Genomic DNA, 13,867 nt, shown 5'->3' with positions numbered 1-13,867 from the left:
TGCCGGTACCTGCAGGGGAGACACGACGTGACGCGAGATCCAAGAGCCTTTGTCCTGCCGCCCGGCGCACCGTCGATCGACACGATGATCGCCGCCGAACGCCGCCGCGCCCGCAAGAGGCTCTGGACGGCGCTCGCCTTCATGGCGCCGGCGATCGGCTTCGTCGCGATCTTCCTGCTGCTGCCGGTCGTCTTCAATCTCTACGCGTCGCTGACGCAATGGGCGAAATTCTCCGGCCTCAACCAGTTCGCGGGGCTCGCCAACTACCAGCGCCTCGCCTCCAACCCAAAATTCTTCGACGCCACCTGGAACACGATGATCTGGGTCGCCGTGTCCTTCGTGCTGCCGGCCACCATCGGCCTGTCGCTGGCCATGCTGGTGCGGGGCGTGAAGGGCGAGGAGACGTTCAAGTCGATCTTCTTCCTGCCGCGCATGTTCTCGGCCACGGCCGTCGGCGTCGTCTGGTACTACGTCTATGCCAATGAGGGCATCATCAATTCCGGCCTGCGCGCCGTCGGCCTCGGCGGCCTCGCCAATCGCTGGCTCTACGAGAGCCACCTCGCCACCCCGGCGATGATCGTCACCCATATCTGGCAGCAGGTCGGCCTGATGATGGTGCTGCTCCTGATCGGCCTCAACGCACTGCCGAGCGAGCCAATGGAGGCGGCCAAGGTCGATGGCGCCTCGCGCGGCCAGATCTTCCGCCACATCATCCTGCCGCTGCTGATGCCGACGCTGATCATGGTTACCACCGTCTCGGTGCTCGCCGGCTTCACGTCCTTCGACCTGGTCTGGGTGATGGGCCGCGACTTCCCCAACCGCTCGACGCTGACGCTTTCCGTCAACCAGTACTGGGAATCGTTCCGCGCCGGTTACTGGGCCTATGGCTCGGCCATCGCCGTCGTCCTGGGCATCATCGCGATGAGCATTTCCTGGTCGCTCGGCGCGCTCCAGCACCGCCTCGACAAGCGCTGAGGTTTCTCCATGTCCGCAACGACCTTCGACCTCGCCAGCCTCGACTTCGACGCCATCGCACGCCGTAGCGACCAGGCGCGCTCCCAGCGCGTCGTGATGTTCGCGATCACCGCCATCTTGGCGCTCGCCTGGGTGACGCCGTTCTATTACCTCGCCATCTCGATCTTCAAATCGAACGCCGAATACGGCATGGGCAGCCCGCTCGCGCTGCCGACCTCGTTCGCGCCGGTGCTGGAGAACGTCGCCGAGGCCTGGACCAAGGCCAAGATGGGCTCGGGCATGCTGAACTCGCTGCTCTACGGCGTGGTCGGCGGCGCGGCGGCGATCTTCATCGCGGCGCTCGCCTCTTACGGGCTGACCCGGATCGATTTCCGCGGCAAGGGCTTCTGGTTCATGCTGATCTTCTCGGGCACCATCTTCCCGCTGCAGATGTACCTGATCCCGCTCTTCATGGGCTACAATAAGCTCGGGCTGACCAATTCACGCCTCGGCATGATGCTGTTCTACACCGCCGTCTGCATCCCCTTCCCCGTGCTGGTGCTCCGCAACTACATGGCCGGCCTGCCACGCGAGATGGACGAGGCGGCGCGCATCGACGGCTGCTCGGAATTCCGCATCTTCCGCTCGATCATCCTGCCGAATTGCTGGGCGCCGATGGCGACCCTGTTCCTGATCCAGTTCACCTGGATCTGGAACGACCTGATCTTTTCCATGGTTCTCACCAACCGCGAGGATGCACGCTCGCTCATGAACGGGCTGATGGTGCTACAAGGCAGCTATGCCAACACCACGCCGAACGTCGTGATGACGGCGACCCTGCTCGCCAGCCTGCCCAGCGTCCTGCTGTTCCTGCTGCTGCGCAGGCACTTCATGAATGGTCTGAAACTGCAGAGCCTGTAGGATCCCGGAAATGGCGCGAGACAGCGTGGCCCGACCCAGTTCGGTCTTCTATCCCGAGACGACGGCTGCCGGATCCGTGGCGCAACGGACCTTCGACATCCTGCTCGACGAGATCATGGCGTTCCGCCTGAAGCCGTTCGAGTTGATCTCTGAAAAAGGCCTGTCAGAGGCGCTGGGGGTCAGCCGCACGCCGGTGCGCGAGGCGCTCGCCCGGCTGGCGAGCCTCGGCCTGATCGACATCTACGCCCAGCGCGGCAGCGTCGTCGCGCCGCTGCGCCTGGCCAACCTGCGCAAGTCGCAGTTCCTGCGCGAGGCGCTGGAGGTCGGCCTGATCGCCCGCGCCATCGAAAGCCCGGAGCGCGACGAACTGGTCCGCAAGCTCCGGAACGAGCTGGCGATCCAGGACACGCTGCTGCAGATATCCGACGACCAGCGCTTCTTTCGCTCCGACGAACTGTTCCACCAGCACATCGCCGCCTATGCCGGCTTCCCCGGCATCTGGGCCGACATCAGCGCCGCCAAGCTGCACATGGACCGCTTCCGCCATCTGAGCTTTCCGCGCATGGACAGCGTGGCCGAGGTCATCGAGCAGCACCGGACCATCGCCGCCGCCATCGAGCGCGGCGACCAGCAAGCGGCCGAGGCGGCGATGCGCCACCATCTGCGCCGCGTCTTCTCCGTGCTCGGCCGGGTCCAGGAACGCTACCCGGAGTATTTCTCGGCCTCGAACCAGCCCGAACCGTCGCGCATCCAGCGCTTCGAGGGCGAGATCCGGGTCGGCGAACCCGTGACGTCCTGACGTTCCTTCCGTCCCGAGGCCGCCTTGAAACGGCGCCCCGGCGCTCTCTTTAAGGAGAAGCCGGGCCACGTTCCGGCGTGCAGCAACACGTCTTCCATCGGGATGGATCATGAAAACCTACAAGGTCGGCTACTTCATCGGCAGCCTCGCCAAGGGCTCGATCAACCGCAAGCTCGCCGGCGCGCTGATCAAGCTGGCGCCGCCGAACCTGCAGTTCACCGAGATCTCGTTCAAGGACCTGCCGCTTTACAGCTATGATTACGACGCCGATTTCCCCCCGGTCGCCAAGGCGTTCAAGGCGGCGATCGCCGAGAACGACGCGCTGCTGTTCGTCACGCCGGAATACAATCGCTCGATCCCCGGCGGCCTGAAGAACGCCATCGACTGGGCAAGCCGGCCCTATGGCACCAACTCCTTCGCCCGCAAGCCCTCGGCGGTGATCGGCACCTCGCCGGGAGCCATCGGCACCGCCGTCGCGCAGCAGAGCCTGCGCAGCGTGCTCTCCTTCTGCAACGCGCCGCAGATGAACGCGCCGGAGGCCTATATCCAATTCAAGCCGGGCCTGATCGATGACCAGGGCGAGGTCACGGACGAATCGACCGAGACCTTCCTGCGCGGCTACATGGAATCCTTCCACATCTTCATCGCGCGGGTAATGCAGGTTCTGCCGCGCGACGCCTGATCGCCCCCTGCCGCACCGCGCGACCGGCCTACCCAAGCCGGACGAGGTGGCGCGGCAAATCGTTCAGGATCTCGATGCCGGTCTCCGTGACGAGGAGGCTGTCCTCGATCGTCAGCGCGCCGATGCCCTTGCCGTAGAACGGCGTCTCGAAGGCGAGCGTCATGCCGGGTTCGAGGACGACATCGCTGTCGGCGGCGAAGAATGGCCACTCCTCGGAACCGACGCTGGCGCCGATCGAATGGCCGTAATGGCCGCGCCGATAGCCAGGGTAGCCGGCGGCGCGCATGGCGCCGACCGTCGCCTCGAAGACGTCACGCATCAGCGCGCCCGGGCGGATCGCCGAAAGCCCGGCCTCGTAGGCGGTTTCCAGCGCGGCATGGACGTCGCGCGCGATCCGGTCCGGCTCGCCGTACACGAAGCTGCGCGCCGTATCCGAATTATAGCCCTCGACGATGCAGCCGACATCCGCCTTGAGGATGGCGCCGGGGACCACCGCTCCGCCGCCGCTCCATGGATCGGGGCCGACCGACATGTAGTCCCAAAGGCCGGTCAAGCCGGGCTCGCCACGCGCCAGGACGGCCGCGGCGACGCCATCGCGCCAGAGCCGGGTCATGTCCTTCGGCGTATGGCCGGCCTCGATCCCGGCGGCAAGCGCGTGGAAGCCCGCGTCCGACAACGCGCAGGCGCGGCGGACGCAATCGATCTCCCGCGCCGACTTGACCATCCGCAACCGGCGCAGCACCTCCGAGCCATCGACCCATTCGATCTCCGGCACCGCTTCCTTCAGGATGGCAAAATCGGCGGCCGGCATGAATTCGAGATCGACGCCGATCCGCGCCCGGTCGAGCCCAATTTCGCGCAGCAGGTCGCCCAGAACGGCGAAGGCCCCGGAAGCGGAATAGGTGGTCGGACGAGGCGGGAAGCTCGCTTCGCCGCCATTCTCGAGACGATAGGCTTCCGTCACCAGCGCCGCCGTATCGACGCCGGCCGGGTCCAGGCCTTCGATATCGACCAGATCGATCCAGAGCGGATGGGTCCGCAGGGCGATCTCCGGCGCACGGCGCGCCAGCACGTCGGCATTGAGATCGCCGACCACGGCGCCGATCCGCGCCGCCGGATCGGACGGCACCAGCGCCGTCGCACCACCGGCTCGCCGCCACATGGCGGGCACCCCGGCCGGCAAGCCGGTCGCATAGGTGAAATTCTCCGGCTGGGTCAGCACCAAGGCGTCCAGCCGGCGCTCGTTCAGGAGGCGCCGGGCGCGTTGCCGGTCAAGGTCAGCCATGATCAGCCCTCCCCCTCATAGCCATAATCGGCGCGCGCCGCCTCGGCCGAGATGAAGCCATCGCGAAGATCGTCGCGGATCTTGGCTGGATCGCGGCCGGCGGGATCGCCATGGCCGCCGCCGCCCGGCATTTCCAGGATCAGCCGGCGGCCGGCCGGGATCGTCTGGTTGCCCTTCGAGCGCAGCACCGTGCCGTCGTCGAGACGGAGCAGGCCGCGCCGCCCCTCCGCGCCGCCGTCGCGGCCGCGCGGACCATAGACGGTGCGGTCATAGGCGGCGTTGATGGCGAAGGGCTTGCCCTCGCCGTTCTCGATCTCGATCACCTGGCCGAGCCCGCCGCGCTGGCGGCCGGCGCCGCCGCTGTCGACCAGATACTCCTTGCGGCGGAACACCACCGGCGTGATCGTCTCGGTGATCTCGACCGGCACGTTGCGCACGCCGCTCGGAAACGCCGTCGCCGAAAGCCCGTCGGCGCGCGGCCGCGCGCCCGTGCCGCCATTGTGGAAGCTCGCGACGATGAAGCTGGTCGCACCGCGCAGTTCCTCGGCCGTGGCGTCGACGCGGCCGGGGCCACCGCTGAGCACGATCGGCCAGAGCGGCGAGGCGCTCTCGGCCGGCACGGCGAGGCCGGGCACCTGCGCGAGGCAGCCGATGACGAGATCGGGCAAGAGCTGCCCCAGTATGTGGCGCGACACCACGGGCGCGGGGCGCTGCACGTTCAGGATACTGTCGGCCGGCGCCGTGACGCGGATGGTCGCGAGCGAGGCGGCATTGTTCGGTACGGTCGGCGCGACGATGCACTTCACGCCGAAGGAGGCATAGGCCTCGGTGTAGCAGATCGGAACGTTGACGGCGTAGGGCGACGGCCCGTCCGTGCCGGCGAAGTCGACCAGGATCGCGTCCTCGGTGACGGTCAGCGCCGCCTCCAGCCGGATCGGCCTGTCGACGCCGTCGGCGGTGAGGCTGTGCCGCCAGGTGCCCTTCGGCAGCGCCGCGATCGCGGCGAGGCTCGCCTCGTGGCTGCGCGCGAAGATGAAGCCGCCGATCTCGTCGAGGTTCGCAAGGCCGTATTCCCGCATCAGGCCCAGCAATTGCCGGCCGCCGGCCTCGTTCGAGGCGATCAGCGAATAGAGGTCGCCACGCACGGCGACGGGATCGCGGACATTGACCGAGATCAGCTCGAACAGCGGCTCGACGATCGCGCCGCCGTCGACGATCCGCGAGATCGGGATGTTCAGCCCCTCCTCATAGACCTGCCGGCTCTCGATGGCCGTGTTGCGGCCGCCGATGTCGACGATGTGCACGGTCGCTGCGAAATGCGCGACCGGACGCCCGTCGAGGAACACCGGCGTCACCACCACGACGTCGTTCAGGTGTCCCGTGCCCATCCAGGGATCGTTGGTGATGAAGACGTCGCCGGGCTTCATCGTCGCGGCCGGGAAGCGCGCCAGGAAATGCGACACCGACTTCGCCATCGAATTGACGTGGCCGGGCGTGCCGGTGACGGCCTGGGCCAGCATCCGGCCCTCGACGTCGAACACGCCGGCCGAGAGGTCGCCGGCCTCGCGCGTCGCGGTGCTGAAGGCGGTGCGGATCAGCGTCTGCGCCTGCTCCTCGACGACCGAGATCAGGCGGCTCCACATCACCTGAAGCTGGATTTCGGAATGCACGGCCCGGCTCATGCTGCGGCTCCCGCTTGCTGCTTCGCCTTGAGGCGGATGTGGCCCGCGGCGTCGATCACCGCGTCGAAGCTGCGCGGCACGATCGTCGTCGTCTGCGCCTCTGTGATGACGGCCGGACCGGCGACCCGGTCGCCCGGCGCCAGCGCCGTGCGGTCATGCGCCGGCATGGCGACGAAGGCCTCGACGGCCGGGTCGAACACGTCGCGCGTGGCGGCCGGCGGCGGCGCTTCGCGCGTCGCGCCGATCGCAACCGGCGTCACCGCGCCCGGCTCGGTCGAGACGGTCACGGTCCAGGTCAGGATCTCGACATCGAGGCCCGGAATGACCCGGCCATAGAGCGCCTGGTAGTTGCGCTCGAACTCGGCGCGGAGCTCTGCCGCGTCGTCGGGCCCGAAATCGCGCACCGGCATGGCGACCACGACCTCGTGGCCCTGGCCGCGATAGCGCATGTCGGCGCTGCGCAGCTCGACCAGCCGCGCGTCCGGAGCGCCCTTCTGCACCTCGGCCCGCGCCCGCGCCGCCATGTCGGCGAGCGTGGCGTTGATCGGCGCGGCGTCGAAGGCGGAAAGCCGCGTGAACAGGCTCTGAACCAGTTCGAAGGCAATCGGCGCGCGCAGGAACCCGACGGCCGAGCCGACACCGGCCGAGGCCGGGATGATCACCTCGCTGATGCCGAGCTTCTCCGCGACGCGGCCGGCATGCAGCGGCGCCGCGCCGCCGAAGGCGATCATGGTGCGCGCCTCGAGGCTCTTGCCGCGCTCGACGGCGTGCACGCGGGCGGCGCTCGCCATGTTCTCTTCGACGACCTCGCTGACGCCATAGGCGGCGATCTCGGTCGACAGCGAAAGCGGCGCGCCGACCGCGCGGTCGAGCGCCTTCCCGGCCAGTGCCGCGTCGAGCGTCAGCCGTCCGCCGGCAAAACCCTTTGGCGCGATGCGCCCCAGCAACACGTCGCAATCGGTAACCGTCGGCTCCGCGCCGCCGAGACCGTAAGAGGCGGGGCCCGGCGAGGAGCCGGCGCTCTCGGGACCGACGGTGATGCGGCGCGCCGTGTCGACTGCCGCGATCGAGCCGCCGCCGGCGCCGATCTCGACCATCTCGATCACGGGGATGCGCACCGGCAGGCCGCTGCCCTTGGCGAAGCGGTAGCGTCGGTCGACCTCGAAGAAGCGCGACTTCTGCGGCAGGTGATCGTCGATCAGGCAGATCTTGGCGGTGGTGCCGCCCATGTCGAAGGAGAGTATTTCGGAGAGGCCGCATTCGGCCGCGAGCTGCGCCGCGAGGATGGCGCCGCCGGCAGGGCCGGATTCGACCAGCCGGATCGGGAAACGGCCGGCCGTCTCGAAGGTGGTGAGCCCGCCGCCCGAGGTCATCAGGAATTTCGGGCAGGTCGCGCCGGCGTCGTCCAGAAGCGCCTCCAGCCGCGCCAGGTAGGACGCCATCAGCGGCTGCACATAGGCGTTGGCGCTCGCGGTCGAAAAGCGCTCATATTCGCGGATCTCAGGGCAGACCTCGGCCGACAGCGTGATGCGCAGCTCCGGCAGGCTTTCGGCGAGGATCTCGGCGGCGCGGATCTCGTGCCGGGCATCGACATAGGAATGCAGGAAACCGATGGCGACGCTCTCGATGCGCTCGGCCCGGAGCACCGGCACCAGCGCCGCGACGGCCGCCTCGTCGAGCGGCTCCAGCGTCTCGCCGCGCGCGTTGATGCGTTCCGGCACGGTGAAGCGCAGGCGGCGCGGCACCAGCGGCTGCGGCTTGTCGATGAACACGTCGTACTGGTCGAAGCGATTCTCGTAGGCGATCTCGACGCTGTCGCGGAAACCGCCCGTCGTGATCAGCGCGGTGCGCGCGCCCTTGCGCTCGATGATCGCGTTGGTGGCGAGCGTGGTGCCGTGCACGATCAGCGTCAGCTCGGATGCCGCGATCCCCGCCTCGCCGAGCAGGAAGGAAATGCCCTCCATCGCGCCGCGCTCCGGCGCGTCGGGCGTCGTCAGCACCTTGGTCGAGAGCGCGCCCTCCGGTCTTTCGAGGACGACATCGGTGAAGGTTCCGCCGATATCGAAGGCAAGCCGGGCAAAGCGTGTCATGGCAACCGATTCCAGCCGCGACAGCGGCGCATGATGGGAGCCCGGACGGATCCGGGAGCCATGCCCGGACCGGGGCCCGAGCATGGACGATCGATCAGGCGGCGCGCGACAGCCGTTCCGCACGGGCGGCGCGGGTCGCCGCCTCGTCGATGGCGAAGTCCTCGCCGATCACCACGCCGTAGTCCGCGAACGCGCCATCCCGCGTGACATAGCCGTCGATGACGTCTTCGCGGACCGCCTCGGGCGGGCGCTCCATGGCCTCGCCCCAGCCGCCGCCGCCGCCGCGAATGGTGCGGATGGCGCCGCCGGCCTCGAGCGGGTGCATGAAGGCGTATTCGGGGATCTCGGTCTCGACGCCGTCGGGCGTCGCCAGGTAGACGCGGTTCGAGGCGCCGTGCTCGCCGCCGACCATGCCCTTGGCCGTATGGCGCACGCCCTCCATCATCACGCTGGTCTGGTTGGGAACCAGGTGCTGCGTGATCGTCTCGAGGCCGGGCGCGCCGCGCCAACGGCCGGCGCCGGTCGCGTCGGACACATATTCGTGCTTCAGGATCCGGGTCGGGTACTGGATCTCCGTCATCTCGATCGAAGGCAGGATCACGCCCGTCATCAGCGGCGGATAGAGGCCCCAGCCATCGGTCTCGTAGGCGGCGCCCGCACCGCCGGTGAAGCCGATGAAGTTCAGGAACACCCACATGCGCTCGTCGTCATAGCTGCCATAGGACATGGCGAGCGGCATCTTGTGCGCATTGACGCCGACGCGCTTGGGGGCGCATTGCGCCAGCGCCAGCAGCACCGCCTCGGTCACCTCGGCGCCGGCCGAGCAGGTGCAGGTGCCGACCGGAGCGGGCCGGTTCGGGTTGATCACCGTTCCCTCGGGCGCGATCACCGTCACCGGCGCCATGCAGCCCTCGTTGATCGGGATGTCCTCGTCGCAGCAGGTCGTCAGCCCGATGAAGATGAACGACATCGTGTTGGCGATCGGGCTGTTGATGAAGCCCTTCACCTGCGGATCGGTGCCGGTGAAATCGAGCGTCAGGTCCGATCCCTTGACGATCGCCTTGCAGGCGACCTTGACGTCGCGCTGGCCCTGGTAGTCGTGGTCGACGAAGGTCTCGGCGTAATATTCGCCGTCGGCCCAGCTCTCGATCTCGGCCCGCACGCGGCGCTCGGAATAATCGACATTCGACTGGATGGCGGTGCGCACGGTGTCGAGGCCGTAGCGGTCGAACAGCTCGCCGATGCGCCGGCTCGCCAGCTGGCAGGCGCCGATCATCGAATCGAGATCGCCGTTGATCCAGTGCGCGATGCGGTTGTTGGCGACGATGAGGTCGAACATGTCGGCCCGCTTCTCGCCGCGTTCGACGATCTTGACCGGCGGCATGACCAGCCCGTCCTGCCAGACGTCGCGGGCATGCGGATTATAGCCGCCCGCGACCGGCCCGCCGACATCGCCCATATGGGCGCGCACCGCCGGGAACAGGATCGGCTTGCGGTCGTGGAACACCGGCGTGACGATCACCAGATCCGGGATATGCGTGCCGCCATTGTAGGGGTCGGAGGCGAGGATGACGTCGCCCGGCTGCAGATCGTACTTGAACGCGTCGATCGCGCGGTCGACCGCCATGGCCACGGCGTAGAGATGCAGCGTGCAGCCCGGCGACTGGGCGACGAGACGGGACTTCATGTCCTTCATCTCGAAGATGGCGGTGGTGAAGTCGTGCGCCTCGTTGAACACCGGCGACCGCGCCGTACGCGTCACGGTGGCGCTCATCTCGTCGGCGATCGTGTTCAGCGAGCCGGCGACGACCTGCGACAGAACAAAGCTTCTCTTATCCATCGACGCGCTCCGCATAGGCCGGATAGACGAATTCGATCAGGCCGCCCGGCGGGATCACCACCAGCACGGCACTCTCCAGGACCCGGCGCACGCCTTCGACGACCAATGTCAGCCGGCCGCGCGGGCCGCCCTGGTCGCGCGGCACGAAGAAATTGCCCTCGAGCTCCGGCCCGTCATTGCGGATGACCGCGTGGATCAGGCCGTCATCACCGATCTCGCGGCTGACGAGGTTGAAGTGCTCGCGCGCCTCCAGCACCTCGGCCGACGGCATCTGCCGGCGACCGGCGAGCACCGGCGGTCCCCAGCCCTGGGCGGAGAGCGCGAAGCCGGGATCGAGGCTGATCGGCGGGTTGTCCTCGGCGCCGATCGGCAGGAAGGCGAGCACGGCCGGCTGCACGCCGTCGAGCCGAGCCTCGTCAGGGGCCACGCCGCCATGCAGCGCCGCGCGCACCAGCCGCACCAGATGATGCGCCGTCACCGCGTCCGAGAGCCCGGTCGCGGCCGGCATCACCGGATCGACCAGCGAACCCTTCGGCGCCGTCATGCTGACGAGCTGCAGATGGCCGTCGTTCAGCGTCGTCGTGTCGAGCGTCTCGGCGAGCGCCGCGACCAGCGCATAACCCTTCGCCTGGCCGGGCGTCAGGTTGTAGGGGCCGGAGCGGTTGGCGCCCGTCCCGGCGAAATCGAGCGCGAGCTGCCCGTCCGTCGTCCGGACATTCACGGCGAGATCGACCGCCTGGTCGGCGGAAATGGAGATCGGAGCCGTCTCGGTCCGGTCGACGGCGCCGTAGCGCTCGGTGATCTCCGCGGCGCCGAGCGCGCGGCTGTGCGTGATCGTGTAGGCGATGGCCGCCTCGGTCGCCTTGCGGCCCTTCTCGTCCATCAGCGCGACGAGCGAGGCCGAGGCGGCGCGGAGCGCCGAGACGATCGCCTCGATGTCGGCGCGGACCTGGCTCTCGGCGCGGCTGTTGCGCAGCATGAAGCGCAGCGCGTCGCGCTGCAGCAAGCCGTGGCGATAGAGCTTCAGCGGCGTGAAGCGCACCGCCTCCTGCCAGGTCTCGGACGCGAAGGGATGCAGCGATCCCGGGAACTCGCCGGCGAGATCCGCCATCTCGGCGCGGACGGCCGGGAACAGCACGAGCTCGCCCTCGTAGAACAGCGGCGCCGCGATGGTGAGCGCCTGCGGCGTCGAGCCGCCGCTATAGGGATCGCCGACAAGGACGATGTCGCCCTCGCCGAGATTGAAGGCGAAGCGGTCGAGCAGGGCCGCGACGCTGTCGCGGATCAGGAAGACGTGGCTGGCGTCGTACTGCGCCTGGGCTACGAGCTGCGGCTCGCCGGTCAGGAGGGCGGCGGCATAGCGCCGGCCCTCGGTCAGGCCCGGCGAGCGGGCGGTCCGGCCGACCGTCTCGGCCAGCTCCCGGGCGATCGCCGCGATGCGGCTGTAGATGATCTGCGAGCGGATCATCAGGCCGCGCGCTCCGCCGCGGAGCGCGCCTGGCCGATCTCGATGATCACGTTGCCATAGGCGTCGATCAGGCATTCATGGCCGGGATAGACGGCGATCGTCGTGCCCCATTGCTCGATGATGGCAGGGCCGGGAATGAAGCTGCCGGCCCTGAGCTTGCCGCCGTCATAGACCGGCACGATGGTCGGCTCGATGTCGAAATGCACCGGCCGCTCGCCCTTCTTCGCCGCCGAGGCATCCTCGTCGCCGAACTCCTGCGGGATCATGCGCGGCCGCTCACGCACGCCGATCAGGTCGAGGCGCAGCGTCAGGATCTCCACCGGCTGGCTCGGATCCTTGTGCGCGAACAGCCGCTCGTGCAGCTCGTGGAAATCGCCGAGCGTGGCGTCGAGGTTGAGCTTGGTGATGCGGCGCGTGCGCGAGCGGATCGGCACCGTCACCTCATGCACCTCGCCGACATAGTGCATGTCGAGGCTGCGCTTGATCTCGAAATTGCCGGCCACGGCCTGGCCGGCGAGGCGGCCGCGCGCCCGCTGCTCCATCTCCTGGAACAGCGCGTTCAGCGCCTCGAAATCGAGCTCGTCGACGCGGCCGATATGGGTGCGGCTCTCGCTGATCTTCAGATCCGCGACATTGTCGCCGAGCGCGCAGAACACCGGCGCCAGGCCCGGCACGATCACCGTGCGAATGCCGAGCTCCTCGGCCTGCTTGCCGGCATGGATGCCGCCGGCGCCGCCCGCCGCGACGAGCGCGAACTGCTGCGGGTCGCGGCCGCGCTTGGTGGTCACCAGGCGGGTGGCGTTGGCCATGTTGGAATTGACCAGCTCGATGATGGCGGACGCTGCCTCGATGACGGAAAGGCCGAGCGGCTCGGCCACCTCGCGGCGCACCGCATCGACCGCCTTCGCGCGGTCGAGGACCATCTCGCCGCCGAGGAAGAAATCGGGATTGAGCAGGCCGAGCACGACATTGGCGTCGGTGACGGTCGGGCGCGTGCCACCACGGCTGTAGCAGGCCGGGCCCGGATAGGAGCCGGCGCTGGCAGGGCCGACCTGCAGTGCACCACCGGCATCGACCCAGGCGATCGAGCCGCCACCGGCGCCGATCGTGTGGATGTCGAGCATCGGCAGCGCGATGCGGTAGCGGCCGATCCAGCTTTCGGTGGTCACCGCCGGCTGCAGGTTCTCGATCAGCGCGATATCGTAGCTGGTGCCGCCCATGTCGACGGTGATCAGGTTGTCATAGCCGGCCATCTCGCCGAGATAGGAGCCGGCGGTGACGCCGCCGGCCGGCCCCGACAGCAGCGTGTTGACGGCATAGCGGCCGGCCTCCTCGGCCGAGAGCACGCCCCCATTCGACTGGATGATGAAGAGCTCGCCCTTGAAGCCCTGGCTGCGCAGGCGCTCTTCCAGATGGGTCAGATAGGCGTTGACGCGCGGGCCGACGAAGGCGTTGACCGTGGTGGTCGAGACGCGCTCGAACTCGCGGATCTCCGGCAGCACGTCGCAGGAGAGCGAGATGAAGGCATCCGGCAGCATCTCGCGCACGATCTCGGCGGTGCGGCGCTCATGCGCGGGATTGACGAAGGAGAACAGGTAGCAGATCGCCACCGCATCGACGCCCTGGCGGCGGAATTCCTCGCAGGCGGCGCGCACCTCGGCCTCGTCGAGCGGCGTCAGCACATTGCCCAGATGGTCGACGCGCTCGGCAACGCCGATGCGCGAACGGCGCGGCACGATGGCGTGCGGCGGTTTCAGGCGCGGGTCGAACACGCTCTCCTTGTAGGAACGGCGGAACTCGATCTCGTCGCGAAAGCCCTTGGTGGTGATCAGCCCGACCTTGGCGCCGTTATATTCGAGCAACGAGTTGGTCGCGACCGTCGTGCCATGCACGATCAGAGGCAGGTCGCCGAGCAACTCGGTGAGCGAGCGGCCCAACTCGCCTGCAAGTCGTTCCAGCGCGTTCAGTACACCGTCAGATTGATCCGGCGTCGAAGGGGTCTTTGTCGACCGGAACTCACCATTGGGGCCGATGGCGACAAGGTCCGTAAAGGTTCCACCAACGTCAATACCGACATTCCAATTCGACATCACGACTTCCTGACCGCTTTATAGGCATCGAGTGGTTAAATAATAAGTTCGATGCA

At 68.2% G+C, this 13,867-nt stretch carries 10 protein-coding genes; 4 read left to right on the top strand and 6 right to left on the bottom strand.

Annotated elements, in window-relative coordinates:
* The first annotated feature begins 27 nt into the window (after positions 1 to 27).
* The 4 genes from OSH07_RS22135 to OSH07_RS22120 all read left to right on the top strand — a co-directional run bounded on the left by OSH07_RS22135 (position 28) and on the right by OSH07_RS22120 (position 3,356).
* Complete coding sequence (locus OSH07_RS22135) at positions 28 to 975, top strand: carbohydrate ABC transporter permease (protein ID WP_266340878.1); 948 nt, start codon at positions 28 to 30, stop codon at positions 973 to 975.
* 9 nt (positions 976 to 984) lie between these two features.
* On the top strand, positions 985 to 1,875 hold the full coding sequence (locus OSH07_RS22130; RefSeq protein WP_266340877.1) for a carbohydrate ABC transporter permease: 891 nt from the start codon (positions 985 to 987) through the stop codon (positions 1,873 to 1,875).
* A 25-nt stretch (positions 1,876 to 1,900) separates the two neighbouring features.
* The gene (locus OSH07_RS22125; protein ID WP_266340876.1) at positions 1,901 to 2,674 is read left to right on the top strand and encodes an FCD domain-containing protein; all 774 of its coding nucleotides are present in this window, start codon (positions 1,901 to 1,903) and stop codon (positions 2,672 to 2,674) included.
* Positions 2,675 to 2,783: 109 nt separating this feature from the next.
* A complete protein-coding gene (locus OSH07_RS22120) occupies positions 2,784 to 3,356 on the top strand; it encodes an NADPH-dependent FMN reductase (protein WP_266340875.1) in 573 nt (190 codons plus the stop codon).
* 28 nt (positions 3,357 to 3,384) lie between these two features.
* Here the strand turns inward: OSH07_RS22120 and OSH07_RS22115 are convergent, their stop codons facing one another.
* The 6 genes from OSH07_RS22115 to OSH07_RS22090 all read right to left on the bottom strand — a co-directional run bounded on the left by OSH07_RS22115 (position 3,385) and on the right by OSH07_RS22090 (position 13,811).
* Positions 3,385 to 4,641, bottom strand: a complete 1,257-nt coding sequence (locus tag OSH07_RS22115) for a M24 family metallopeptidase (RefSeq protein ID WP_266340874.1) — start codon at positions 4,639 to 4,641, stop codon at positions 3,385 to 3,387.
* Positions 4,642 to 4,643: 2 nt separating this feature from the next.
* Complete coding sequence (locus tag OSH07_RS22110; RefSeq protein ID WP_266340873.1) at positions 4,644 to 6,323, bottom strand: hydantoinase B/oxoprolinase family protein; 1,680 nt, start codon at positions 6,321 to 6,323, stop codon at positions 4,644 to 4,646.
* Positions 6,320 to 8,413: a hydantoinase/oxoprolinase family protein gene (locus OSH07_RS22105; RefSeq protein WP_266340872.1), complete on the bottom strand. Its 2,094-nt coding sequence runs from the start codon at positions 8,411 to 8,413 to the stop codon at positions 6,320 to 6,322. Before OSH07_RS22105 ends, OSH07_RS22110 begins: the two co-directional genes overlap by 4 nt.
* A gap of 94 nt (positions 8,414 to 8,507) precedes the next feature.
* Positions 8,508 to 10,253 carry a hydantoinase B/oxoprolinase family protein gene (locus tag OSH07_RS22100; protein WP_266340871.1) on the bottom strand — a complete coding sequence of 582 codons (1,746 nt, stop codon included), beginning with the start codon at positions 10,251 to 10,253 and terminating at the stop codon, positions 8,508 to 8,510.
* Positions 10,246 to 11,721, bottom strand: coding sequence for a hydantoinase B/oxoprolinase family protein (locus OSH07_RS22095; RefSeq protein WP_266340870.1), 1,476 nt, complete (start codon positions 11,719 to 11,721; stop codon positions 10,246 to 10,248). Before OSH07_RS22095 ends, OSH07_RS22100 begins: the two co-directional genes overlap by 8 nt.
* Positions 11,721 to 13,811 (bottom strand): hydantoinase/oxoprolinase family protein, encoded by a 2,091-nt coding sequence (locus tag OSH07_RS22090; protein WP_266340869.1) that lies wholly within the window; start codon positions 13,809 to 13,811, stop codon positions 11,721 to 11,723. The genes OSH07_RS22095 and OSH07_RS22090 overlap by 1 nt, the downstream gene beginning before the upstream one ends.
* Positions 13,812 to 13,867 lie beyond the last annotated feature (56 nt).

The organism is Kaistia nematophila (assembly GCF_026343855.1).
Classification (GTDB): Bacteria; Pseudomonadota; Alphaproteobacteria; order Rhizobiales; family Kaistiaceae; genus Kaistia; species Kaistia nematophila.
Note: the sequence above shows the minus strand (reverse complement) of the source record. Positions and strands in the feature narration are given on the sequence as shown.